10 protein-coding genes are annotated in these 11,930 nt (G+C 60.8%); 7 read left to right on the forward strand and 3 right to left on the reverse strand.

Features of this window, described 5'->3' with window-relative positions; translation table 11 throughout:
* Positions 1–8: 8 nt before the first annotated feature.
* From nuoJ to ACVWSC_RS18805, 6 genes are all read left to right on the forward strand, one after another.
* Entirely contained in the window at positions 9–509 is a 501-nt protein-coding gene (nuoJ, locus tag ACVWSC_RS18780) for an NADH-quinone oxidoreductase subunit J (protein WP_442108580.1), read from the forward strand.
* 4 nt (positions 510–513) lie between these two features.
* The gene (nuoK, locus tag ACVWSC_RS18785) at positions 514–822 is read left to right on the forward strand and encodes an NADH-quinone oxidoreductase subunit NuoK (RefSeq protein WP_028944232.1); all 309 of its coding nucleotides are present in this window, start codon (positions 514–516) and stop codon (positions 820–822) included.
* Positions 819–2,672: an NADH-quinone oxidoreductase subunit L gene (nuoL, locus tag ACVWSC_RS18790; protein ID WP_442108583.1), complete on the forward strand. Its 1,854-nt coding sequence runs from the start codon at positions 819–821 to the stop codon at positions 2,670–2,672. Before nuoK ends, nuoL begins: the two co-directional genes overlap by 4 nt.
* A 39-nt stretch (positions 2,673–2,711) precedes the next feature.
* Positions 2,712–4,244: an NADH-quinone oxidoreductase subunit M gene (gene nuoM, locus ACVWSC_RS18795; RefSeq protein WP_442108585.1), complete on the forward strand. Its 1,533-nt coding sequence runs from the start codon at positions 2,712–2,714 to the stop codon at positions 4,242–4,244.
* A 7-nt stretch (positions 4,245–4,251) separates the two neighbouring features.
* Positions 4,252–5,721, forward strand: coding sequence for an NADH-quinone oxidoreductase subunit NuoN (nuoN, locus tag ACVWSC_RS18800; protein WP_442108587.1), 1,470 nt, complete (start codon positions 4,252–4,254; stop codon positions 5,719–5,721).
* A 261-nt stretch (positions 5,722–5,982) separates the two neighbouring features.
* A complete protein-coding gene (locus ACVWSC_RS18805) occupies positions 5,983–8,037 on the forward strand; it encodes a TonB-dependent receptor family protein (RefSeq protein WP_442108589.1) in 2,055 nt (684 codons plus the stop codon).
* Here ACVWSC_RS18805 and ACVWSC_RS18810 read toward each other — a convergent pair.
* The 3 genes from ACVWSC_RS18810 to fnr all read right to left on the reverse strand — a co-directional run bounded on the left by ACVWSC_RS18810 (position 8,034) and on the right by fnr (position 10,337).
* Positions 8,034–9,098 (reverse strand): AI-2E family transporter, encoded by a 1,065-nt coding sequence (locus ACVWSC_RS18810; protein WP_442108591.1) that lies wholly within the window; start codon positions 9,096–9,098, stop codon positions 8,034–8,036. The two genes, ACVWSC_RS18805 and ACVWSC_RS18810, sit on opposite strands and share 4 nt — an antisense overlap.
* A gap of 66 nt (positions 9,099–9,164) precedes the next feature.
* The gene (locus ACVWSC_RS18815) at positions 9,165–9,581 is read right to left on the reverse strand and encodes a hypothetical protein (protein WP_442108593.1); all 417 of its coding nucleotides are present in this window, start codon (positions 9,579–9,581) and stop codon (positions 9,165–9,167) included.
* A gap of 9 nt (positions 9,582–9,590) precedes the next feature.
* A complete protein-coding gene (gene fnr, locus ACVWSC_RS18820) occupies positions 9,591–10,337 on the reverse strand; it encodes a fumarate/nitrate reduction transcriptional regulator Fnr (protein ID WP_442108595.1) in 747 nt (248 codons plus the stop codon).
* A gap of 272 nt (positions 10,338–10,609) precedes the next feature.
* Between fnr and trhP the strand changes: the two genes are divergently transcribed.
* Positions 10,610–11,929, forward strand: a complete 1,320-nt coding sequence (trhP, locus tag ACVWSC_RS18825; RefSeq protein WP_442108597.1) for a prephenate-dependent tRNA uridine(34) hydroxylase TrhP — start codon at positions 10,610–10,612, stop codon at positions 11,927–11,929.
* Position 11,930: the final 1 nt, after the last annotated feature.

The raw sequence follows: 11,930 nt of genomic DNA on the forward strand, positions 1-11,930 counted from the left end.
GAAGAAAGATGGAATTCGCTTTCTATTTCGCATCCGGTATCGCTGTGGTGTCCACCCTTCGGGTGATCACCAACACCAATCCCGTGCACGCCCTGCTCTACCTGATCATTTCGCTGATCGCCGTGGCGATGACGTTCTTCGCCCTCGGCGCTCCGTTCGCCGGTGTGCTGGAAGTGATCGCCTACGCTGGCGCCATCATGGTGCTGTTCGTCTTTGTGGTGATGATGCTCAACCTGGGCCCGGCTTCGGTCGCCCAGGAGCGTGGCTGGCTCAAGCCGGGTATCTGGCTGGGGCCGGTGGTCCTGGCCGCGCTGCTGCTGCTCGAACTGCTGTACGTCCTGTTCGGCAACCAGAGCGGCGCCGGTATCGGTCACACCACTGTCGACGCCAAGGCGGTCGGCATCAGCCTGTATGGTCCTTACCTGCTGGTGGTTGAACTGGCCTCGATGCTGCTGCTCGCTGCAGCGGTGACGGCGTTCCACCTCGGCCGCAACGAGGCGAAGGAGTAATCACATGCCTGCAATTCCTCTCGAGCATGGCCTGGCTGTCGCCGGCATCCTGTTCTGCCTCGGCCTCGTCGGCCTGATGGTGCGCCGCAACATTCTTTTCGTGTTGATGAGCCTGGAAATCATGATGAACGCCTCGGCACTGGCGTTCATCGTTGCCGGTAGCCGCTGGGCGCAGCCGGATGGACAGATCATGTTCATCCTGGTGATCAGCCTGGCCGCTGCCGAGGCCAGTATCGGCCTGGCGATCCTGCTGCAACTGTATCGCCGCTTCCACACTCTCGACATCGATGCTGCCAGTGAGATGCGCGGATGAACCTTATCTTTCTGACGTTCGTATTCCCCCTGATCGGCTTCCTGCTGCTGTCGTTCTCACGCGGTCGCTGGTCCGAAAACCTGTCGGCGCTGATCGGCGTCGGCTCGGTCGGCCTGTCGGCTGCCGTGGCCGCTTACGTGATCTGGCAGTTCAACGTTGCACCGCCTGAAGGCGGCGCTTACAGCCAGCTGCTGTGGCAGTGGATGTCGGTGGACGGCTTTGCACCGAACTTCACCCTGTACGTGGATGGCCTGTCGGTCACCATGCTTGGTGTGGTCACCGGTGTCGGCTTTCTCATCCACCTGTTTGCCTCCTGGTACATGCGTGGTGAAGCCGGCTACTCGCGGTTCTTCTCCTACACCAACCTGTTCATCGCCAGCATGTTGTTCCTGGTGCTGGGCGACAACCTGCTGTTCATCTACTTCGGTTGGGAAGGCGTAGGCCTGTGCTCGTACCTGTTGATCGGTTTCTACTACAGCAACCGCAACAACGGTAACGCCGCACTCAAAGCCTTCATCGTCACCCGTATCGGCGACGTGTTCATGGCCATCGGCCTGTTCATCCTGTTCGCCCAGCTCGGCACCCTCAACGTGCAAGAGCTGCTGGTACTGGCACCGCAGAAGTTCCAGGCAGGCGACACCTGGATGGTGCTGGCGACCCTGATGCTGCTCGGTGGTGCGGTCGGTAAATCCGCCCAGCTGCCGCTGCAAACCTGGCTGGCTGACGCGATGGCCGGCCCGACCCCGGTTTCGGCACTGATCCACGCCGCAACCATGGTAACCGCCGGTGTCTACCTGATCGCCCGTACCCACGGCCTGTTCGCCCTGGCACCTGACATCCTGCACCTGGTGGGTGTGGTCGGCGGTGTGACCCTGGTGCTGGCCGGCTTTGCTGCCCTGGTACAGACCGACATCAAGCGTATCCTCGCCTACTCGACCATGAGCCAGATCGGCTACATGTTCCTGGCCCTGGGCGTTGGTGCCTGGGAAGGCGCGATCTTCCACCTGATGACCCACGCCTTCTTCAAGGCCCTGCTGTTCCTGGCTTCCGGTGCGGTGATTGTTGCCTGCCACCACGAGCAGAACATCTTCAAGATGGGCGGCCTGTGGAAGAAACTGCCGCTGGCCTACGCCAGCTTCATCGTCGGTGGTGCCGCCCTGGCTGCCCTGCCGCTGCTGACCGCCGGTTTCTACTCCAAGGACGAAATCCTCTGGGAAGCCTTCGCCAGCGGTCACAACGGTCTGCTGTACGCCGGCCTGGCCGGTGCCTTCATGACCTCGCTGTACACCTTCCGTCTGATCTTCATCGCCTTCCACGGCGAAGCCAAGACCGAAGCCCATGCTGGCCACGGGATCTCCCACTGGCTGCCGCTGGGTGTACTGATCGTGCTGTCGACCTTCGTCGGTGCCTGGATTCATCCACCACTGGCTGGTGTGCTGCCGCAAAGCGTCGGCCATGCCGGCGGCGAAGCCAAGCACAGCCTGGAAATCGCCTCGGGCGCCATCGCCATCGCCGGTATCCTGTTGGCTGCGGTGCTGTTCCTGGGTAAACGTCGCCTGGTGACCGCGATCGCCAACAGCGGCATCGGTCGTGTTCTGTCGGCCTGGTGGTTCGCCGCCTGGGGCTTCGACTGGATCTACGACAAGCTGTTCGTCAAACCTTACCTGCTGATCAGCCACATCCTGCGCAAGGATCCGGTTGACCGCAGCATTGGCCTGATTCCGCGTATGGCGAAAGGCGGTCATGCCGCCATGAGCAAAACCGAAACCGGTCAGCTGCGCTGGTACACCGCTTCGATCGCCGTAGGTGCCGTGCTTGTACTCGGTGCCGTTGTTATGGCTGCGGTCTGATATGAACCTTGCGACTTTGCGAAAGGAATTGAGCCCGTCATGATTTTGCCTTGGCTGATCCTGATCCCCTTTATCGGCGGCCTGCTGTGCTGGCTGGGTGAGCGCTTCGGCGCCACCCTGCCGCGCTGGATTGCGCTGCTGACCATGTCCCTGCTGCTCGGTGTCGGCCTCTGGCTGTGGGCCAACGGCGACTACACCCTGGCCCCTGCACCTGGCGCTGCGCCAGAGTGGGCGGTCGAATTCAAAGTGCTGTGGATCGAGCGCTTCGGCATCAGCCTGCACCTGGCCCTCGACGGCCTGTCGCTGCTGATGATCCTGCTCACCGGCCTGCTCGGTGTGCTCTCGGTACTGTGTTCCTGGAAAGAGATCCAGCGTCACGTCGGCTTCTTCCACCTCAACCTGATGTGGATCCTGGGCGGCGTGGTCGGTGTGTTCCTGGCCCTGGACCTGTTCCTGTTCTTCTTCTTCTGGGAAATGATGCTGGTGCCGATGTATTTCCTCATCGCGCTCTGGGGTCACAGCTCCTCCGACGGCAAGAAGACCCGGATCTACGCTGCGACCAAGTTCTTCATCTTCACCCAGGCCAGCGGCCTGATCATGTTGGTGGCGATCCTGGGTCTGGTACTGGTCAACTACAGCAACACCGGTGTGATCACCTTCGACTACACCCAGTTGCTCAAGGCTGATCTGCCAGCGGGCACCGAATACCTGCTGATGCTCGGCTTCTTCATCGCCTTCGCGGTCAAGCTGCCGGTGGTACCGTTCCACTCCTGGCTGCCAGACGCTCACGCCCAGGCGCCAACCGCAGGTTCGGTTGACCTGGCGGGTATCTTGCTGAAAACCGCTGCGTACGGCCTGCTGCGTTTCGCCCTGCCGCTGTTCCCGAACGCTTCGGCGGAGTTTGCGCCGATTGCCATGACCCTGGGTCTGATCGGGATCTTCTACGGTGCGTTCCTGGCCTTCGCCCAGACCGACATCAAGCGTCTGGTTGCGTTCTCCAGCGTCTCGCACATGGGCTTCGTGCTGATCGGTATCTACTCGGGCAGCCAGCAAGCACTGCAAGGTGCAGTCATTCAGATGCTGGCACACGGTCTGTCGGCAGCGGCACTGTTTATCCTGGCCGGCCAGCTGTACGAGCGCCTGCACACCCGTGACATGCGTGAAATGGGTGGCCTGTGGCACCGCATCGCCTACCTGCCGGCCATCAGCCTGTTCTTCGCCGCCGCGTCGCTGGGCCTGCCGGGTACCGGTAACTTCGTTGGTGAGTTCCTGATCCTGATCGGCAGCTTCGTGGCTTCGCCATGGGTCACCGTGATTGCCACCTCCGGCCTGGTGTTCGGTTCGGTCTACTCGCTGATCATGATTCACCGTGCCTACTTTGGCCCTGCGAAGTCGGACGAAGTCCTGGCTGGCATGGATACCCGCGAACTGATCATGGTACTGGGCCTGGCTGGCCTGCTGATCTTGCTGGGCGTCTACCCGCAGCCGTTCCTGGACACTTCTGCCGCCACCATGAGCGGTGTGCAGCAGTGGCTGGGCTCCGCTTTCACTCAACTCGCTTCGGCCCGGTAAGAGCGCTATGGACCTGACGATTCAACACTTTATCGCGCTTGCGCCGCTGCTGATTACCAGTCTCACCATTGTCGTGGTGATGCTGGCCATCGCCTGGCGCCGCAACCACTCGCAAACCTTCCTGCTGTCGACCGTAGGCCTGAACCTGGCCCTGCTGTCGATCTTGCCAGTTCTGAAAGTTGTGCCCCTGGCGGTCACCCCGCTGCTGACCATCGACAAGTTCGCCTGCCTGTACATGGCGCTGATCCTGGTGGCCACCCTGGCCTGCGTTACCCTCGCCCATGCGTACCTGGGTGATGGCGGCAAAGGCTACCCGGGCAACCGCGAAGAACTGTACCTGCTGATCCTGCTGGCCGCCCTCGGTGGCTTGGTACTGGTCAGCGCGCAGCACCTGGCGGGCTTGTTCATCGGTCTGGAGCTGCTTTCGGTTCCGGTCTATGGCCTGGTTGCTTATGCCTTCTTCAACAAGCGTTCGCTGGAAGCTGGCATCAAGTACATGGTGCTGTCGGCCGCCGGTTCCGCGTTCCTGCTGTTCGGTATGGCCCTGCTGTACGCCGATGCCGGCAGCCTGAGCTTCGACGGTATTGGCAAGGCCCTGGCCGCCACCAACATGCCAAGCCTGCTGGCACAACTGGGCCTGGGCATGATGCTGGTTGGCCTGGCGTTCAAACTGTCGCTGGTACCGTTCCACCTGTGGACCCCAGACGTTTACGAAGGTGCTCCGGCACCGGTTGCAGCCTTCCTGGCTACCGCCAGCAAGGTGGCTGTATTCGCCGTTGTCGTACGCCTGTTCATGCTCTCCCCTGCTGCCAGCAGCGGCGTGCTTACCACCGTACTGTCGGTGATTGCGGTTGCTTCGATCCTGATCGGTAACCTGCTGGCCCTGACCCAGAGCAACCTCAAGCGTCTGCTGGGTTACTCCTCGATCGCCCACTTCGGCTACCTGCTGATCGCCCTGGTGGCGAGCAAAGGCCTGGCCGTTGAAGCCATTGGCGTGTACCTGGTCACTTACGTGATCACCAGCCTCGGCGCGTTCGGCGTAATCACCCTGATGTCCTCGCCGTACAACGGCCGTGACGCTGACGCACTGTACGAGTACCGCGGCCTGTTCTGGCGCCGTCCGTACCTGACCGCGGTACTGACCGTGATGATGCTGTCGCTGGCTGGTATCCCGTTGACTGCAGGCTTCATCGGCAAGTTCTACATCATCGCCACCGGTGTCGAGTCGCAGCTGTGGTGGCTGGTGGGTGCGCTGGTGATCGGTAGTGCCATCGGCGTGTTCTACTACCTGCGCGTCATGGTGACCCTGTTCCTGATCGAGCCAAACCTGCGTCGTCACGATGCCCCGCTGAACTGGGAACAGCGTACCGGTGGCGTCATGCTGCTGGCCATCGCCATCCTCGCCTTCGTGCTGGGTGTGTACCCGCAGCCGTTGCTGGACATGGTTCAGCACGCTGGATTGCAGTTGATCGGCTGATCGACCTGGCAATAACCAACACCCCGCTTCGGCGGGGTGTTTTGTTTTTGTGGGACCAACTGTCTTGCCCCGCCTGTGGGGGATACCGTCTTGCTCCGCCTGTGGGAGCGGGCTTGCCCCGCGAACACGGGCGAAGCCCGTGCCATTCACCGCAGTGCCTGCTTCGCGGGGCAAGCCCGCTCCTACGGTAGATTTCTGTGACTGTGCTTCGTCTGGTAGTTGTGACGTCTGATACCCGCTCACTGTCCCGGAACCCGTTTGATGCGTCCCACCCTACCCCGCTCGTCCCTCGCTCTGTTGATCTCTTGCACCGCCTCCGTCCAGGCCAGCGACGGCATTGAACTTGGCCAAGTACTGATTCAGGAAACCGAGCAAAGCGAGCTGCAAGATGCCCGTGAACGCCTGAGTCAGGTGCCCGGTGCCACCAACCTGGTGGACATGCAGCGGGTCGAGCAAGGTCGGGTCGCCAGCAACCAGGACGTACTCGCCTATCAACCGGGTGTTTTTGCCCAGTCCGCCGGCAACGACGGGATCAAGCTGTCGATCCGCGGCTCCGGCATCAACCGCGCGCCCGGCGCCCACGGTTCGGGCGTGTACACGATGTTCGACGGCCTGCCACTGACCGGCCCGGGCGGTACGCCTTATGAGCTGTTCGAACCGCTGTGGCTGAGCCGCGCGGAAGTGCTACGCGGCGCCAATGGTTTTGACCGCGGCTCCCTGGCCTTGGGCGGTGCGATCGATTACATCACCCATACCGGCCATGATGCCGCGCCGCTGCAGCTGCGTTATGAGCTGGGCAGCCGTGGGTATGCCAAGCGTCAGATCAGCTCGGGCCAGATATTGGGGGATCTGGATTACTACGTGGCCCTGACCGACTCTGAATACGACGGTTATCAGGAACACAGCAGCGGCAGCAGTAAAGGTATCGCCGCCAATGTCGGTTATCGCGTCAACCCGAACCTGGAAACCCGCTTCTACCTGCGCTACCGGGAAACCGAAAATGAACTGGCCGGGCGCCTGACCAAAGAGCAGATCAAGCACCATCCACGCGATGCCAACCCGGCGTACCTGGCCCGGGATGATAGCCGCCCGCAACCGGGCAGCACCTGGGTGGGCAACAAGACCACATTCTACCTGAGCGACGACGCACGCCTGGAAGCCGGGCTGGTCTACCACGACTACCCGATGGACCTGCGCGAGGGCCCGATGCGACTCAAGGTCGCTTACACCGACGTTAGCGGCACACTGAATTATTTCCGTACTGACACCCTGCTCGGCCACGAAAGCAAAACGACGGTGGGCTGGCGTTCCACCAAGCACCTGCCCAACAGCGGGGCTTCGCAGTTTGCCCGGACAAACGACATCACCGGCGCCCGGAGCCGAGACTTCAGTTATCAAGGCTCGGACAACGTTGCACATATCGGTAACGAACTCGAACTGGTGCCCAACCTGTGGCTGACCAGCGGCCTGGCGATGATTTACACCCGCCGCGAAAGCGAGGTGAGCTTTCCGGCCAACGGGGGCAAGGTCAGCCAGCATGACTGGGACTACGCACCGCGTCTCGGGCTGCATTATGACATCAATCCCGGACTGCAGGTGTATGGCAACCTGAGCCGCTCGGTCGAGCCGCCGCACCCGTGGTCGCTGATATGGAGCTCGACCAACGCCACTCAGCCGATCGAGATGCAGAACCAGACCGCAACCACCCTTGAGCTGGGTGCACGCGGCGAGTCGCTTATCGGCCGTTGGGACCTGGCCTGGTACTACTCCAACGTGCGTCATGAACTGCTGGCCGTGGAGATCGTGCAAGGCCTGCCCGCCAAAGAATTCAACGCCAGCCCCACCGTCCACCAGGGCGTCGAAGCCGGACTGGACAGCCTGCTCTGGGAACGAGCTGCAGTCGGCAAGCTGTCGCTGCGCCAGGCTTACACCTTCAGCGACTTCCATTACCGCGACGACGATACCTTCGGCGACAACCGCCTGCCGGGTATTCCGATGCATTACTACCAGGCCGAACTGCGCTTCGACCTGCCGAGTGGCTTTTTCGCCGGGATCAACACGCAAATGGCGTCCAAGGTCCAAGTCGACTACGCCAACAGCTATCACGCCGATCCCTATGCCTTGCTCGGCGCCACCCTGGGCTACAACGCCCCCAAGCAGGACTGGCAAACCTGGCTCGACCTGCGCAACCTGACCAACAAGCGCTATGCCGCCACGGTGACACCGGGCTATAACGACAACGGCCAGGACATCGCCCGCTCGACGCCTGGTGAAGGGTTCGGAGTTTACGCAGGCGTGTCCTACAGCTTCCGCTAATCGGGCAACTGCACCTTGGGTTTAGTCGAGACGAAGATCGCCCAGCTGGACATGAACAGCGCGGCGATCAACGGCCCGATGACAAAGCCGTTGAGGCCGAACACGGCCAGACCACCGAGGGTCGATATCAGGATCAGGTAATCGGGCATTTTCGTGTCTTTGCCCACCAATATCGGCCGCAACAGGTTATCAACCAGGCCGATGACCAGCACACCGAAGGCCGTCAGCACCACGCCTTTCCAGACGGTCCCGACGAGCAGGAAGTAAATGGCCACGGGCGCCCAGACAACACCCGCCCCAACCGCCGGAAGTAGCGACAAGAATCCCATCAGCACCGCCCAAACCAGCGGACTGGGAATGCCCAGCACCCAAAAGATGATGCCGCCCAGTGCTCCCTGTGTTACCGCCACCACCAGGTTGCCTTTGACCGTAGCCCGTACCACCCGGTTGAACTTCAACTGCAAGCGGCGTTTTTGCTGTTCGGCCAACGGCAGCGCGGTGCGTACTTTGCGTGCCAGTTCAGCGCCATCGCGCAGAAAGAAAAACAGCAGGTAGAGCATGACGGCAAAGCTCACCAGAAATTCGAAGGTGCCCTGGCCGAAGCTGAACGCTTGGCTGGCAAAGAACTGGCTGCCCTGCATCGCGCCCTTGCTGATCGCTTCGCGCAGCCCTTCCAGGTCCGCCATTCCCATGCGCTGCAAACCGCGCTGGGCGAACGCCGGTAGCAGGTCGTTGAACCGTTCGATATAACCGGCAATGTCCAGTTGGCCGCTTTCAATATTTTTGTACAGCGCCGCGCCTTCCTGTACCAGCAAAGTGCTGATGACGATCACCGGCAAGATGGCAATCAGCAGACAAGTCAGCAGCGTCACGCCGGCGGCCAGATTGCGCCGCCAACTCAGGCGCAACAACAGACGGCGCTGCAAGGGGGCGAAGAGAATGGCGAGGATGACCGCCCAGAACACCGCGCCATAAAAAGGCAACAGGATCCATACAAAGGCGATGGTGACCAACGCCAGTAACAGGTGCAGGGCCTTGTGCTGCCGGGCGGTCTCGCTCATAGGCACTCCGTTGGGGTTGTCAACGTTAGTGCGCAGCACAGGGCCAAAAGTGCCGTTATAGCAGCGCTATATCCCTATTGAAGTGCTATCCAGCGCTTTTACCAGTAATCGATCGTTGGGAGGCGGCAGGCCCGGTGCTGGCTGCCTGACTTCGTCAGGTTCCCAGCTGAAAGTGGCCGTCAGTTCGACAGGCACATAAACCGGGGCTTCTTGCCCTTGTTCCCCGTCAGTTGACGACACGTTGTACCAGCTGTTCTGGCTCGCGCTGTTGCTCCAGGTTATCGATTTACGCGTTTGCAGATCCTCAAACAGGTAGGTGCAGTTACTCACCCCCGCCAGGCTTTGCCCCTTCCAGTCCCACTGGTAGGTAGTGTCGCTGCACGACTTTTCAATCAACGAGTAACAAGTCGGGCCGGTTGCGTATGCGCCGGTAGGCGTCGCGTGGCTGATGGACCACGGTCCAAGCGATACCGTCAACGTCATCTGTGCTCCTCAATGCAGGCTGAGCCCACTATGGTCGGGGTTGCAGGCGCGGCTGCCAGGTATCAGGTCAACGATGCGAACCTCTTTGCCATCGACCTCAATCAACCCGTTTTGCTTGAGGCGAGTCAGCACCCGGGACACCGTTTCTGACGCCAGGCCCAGGTAGTTGCCGATCTCGTTTCGAGAAATACTTAAGTTCAACTGATTGGCCGAGTGGCCCAAGGTGTGAAAACGTGCCGAGAGGTTGACCAGTAACGCCACAACCCGCACATCAGCGGCCTTGGTCGACAGCAGGCGGGTCATTTGTTGGGTACTGCGGATCTCGCGGCTCATCGCCCGGATCAGGTGGCGCCGTACTTGCGGCAAGCGGATCAGCAGCTCGTCGAGTGGTCCGAAAGGCAGCTCGCAGACATGGCTGCTTTCCAGGGCCTGAACCGACACCGGGTAAGCGTCGGTGTCCATGCCGGACAAGCCGATCAGCTCACCCGGCAAATGAATTCCGATGATTTTTTCTTCCCCGTCGGCACTGAGGGCAACGGACTTCAATACCCCGGAGCGGATGGAATAAATAGAGTTGAAAGGTTCACCTTGGCGAAACAGGAAGTCGTCTTTTTTCAGTGTGCGACCGTGTTTGACCATGGCATCGAGTACGTCGATTTCTTCGTGGCCCACTGAACCGGGCAGGCAAACCTGCGCAAGGCTGCAGGTCCTGCATTGCGGCTGGCGGTGAGCGGGCAAGCTAACGTGCTGCGACATTCATCAGGTCCTTATGGAGTAACACCTGTGTGGCTGATCACAGTGCGATCATGCCCACGTTACGAACCCGACCAGTGTCCGATGAGCGGCTTTACAACACTCCTCAATAATCGTTATTTGATATCAAAGCACTGATTTTCTTTATAAAAATCAGAAAACGCAGCGTATTGGCGCAGTGCACGCTAACGGGCTGCGAATGCATAACGTTGATGCAGGTCAATCGCCCAGCCAGGAATAATCGTTAGCATCCGCGCCTTTTGCCGCGACCTAAAATGACTTCGCTCGCCAAACCTGAATTACTCGCCCCTGCCGGCACCCTGAAGAACATGCGCTACGCCTTTGCCTACGGCGCCGATGCCGTTTATGCCGGGCAACCGCGCTACAGCCTGCGCGTACGTAACAACGAGTTCGACCACGCCAACCTGGCCCTGGGCATCAAAGAAGCCCAGGCGCAGGGCAAACGCTTCTACGTGGTGGTGAACATTGCGCCACACAACGCCAAGCTGAAAACCTTCCTCAAAGACCTGGCGCCGGTCATCGAGATGGCGCCCGATGCGCTGATCATGTCTGACCCGGGGCTGATCATGCTGGTTCGCCAGCACTTCCCGCACATGCCCATTCACCTGTCGGTGCAGGCCAACACGGTGAACTGGGCCAGTGTCGAATTCTGGCGCAGCCAGGGGCTGACCCGGGTGATCCTGTCCCGTGAACTGTCGCTGGAAGAGATCGAGGAAATTCGCCAGCAAGTGCCGTCCATGGAACTGGAAGTGTTCGTGCATGGCGCGCTGTGCATGGCCTACTCCGGCCGCTGCCTGCTATCGGGTTACCTCAACCGCCGCGACGCCAACCAGGGCAGCTGCACCAATGCCTGCCGCTGGAAATACAGCGCCACGGCGGCGGTGGAAGATGCCAGCGGCGATATCGTGCGCGAAGTGCAGCCCACCCTGGGGGTCGGCGCGCCCACCGACCAGGTGTTCCTGTTGCAGGAAAGCAGCCGTCCAGACGAAGACATGCCCGCCTTCGAGGATGAACACGGCACCTACATCATGAATGCCAAAGACCTGCGGGCCGTCCAGCATGTAGAGCGCTTGACCCGCATGGGCGTGCACTCACTGAAGGTCGAAGGTCGGACCAAGTCGCACTTCTATTGCGCGCGCACCACCCAGGTTTACCGCCAGGCCATCGATGATGCCGTGGCTGGCCGCGAGTTCGACCGCAGCCTGATGCTCAACCTAGAGTCGTTGGCCCAACGCGGGTACACCGAAGGCTTCCTGCGTCGTCATGTGCATGATGAGTATCAAAACTATCAGCGCGGCAATTCAGTGTCCGAACGCCAGCAGTTCGTCGGTGAACTGACCGGCGAGCGCGTCGATGGCCTGGCCGAAGTGCGGGTCAAGAACCGCTTTGCCCTGGGTGATCATCTGGAGTTGATGACCCCGCGCGGCAACTATCACTTCGACCTGCACCAGTTGCGCGATCGCCAGGGGGCGGCCATTGAGGTGGCGCCGGGGGATGGGCATACGGTGTACCTGCCGATTCCTGAGCAGGTTGACCTGGCGTTTGGCTTGTTGTTGCGCGAGCTGGTGCACTGAT

It is taken from the genome of Pseudomonas sp. NUPR-002 (assembly GCF_056322725.1).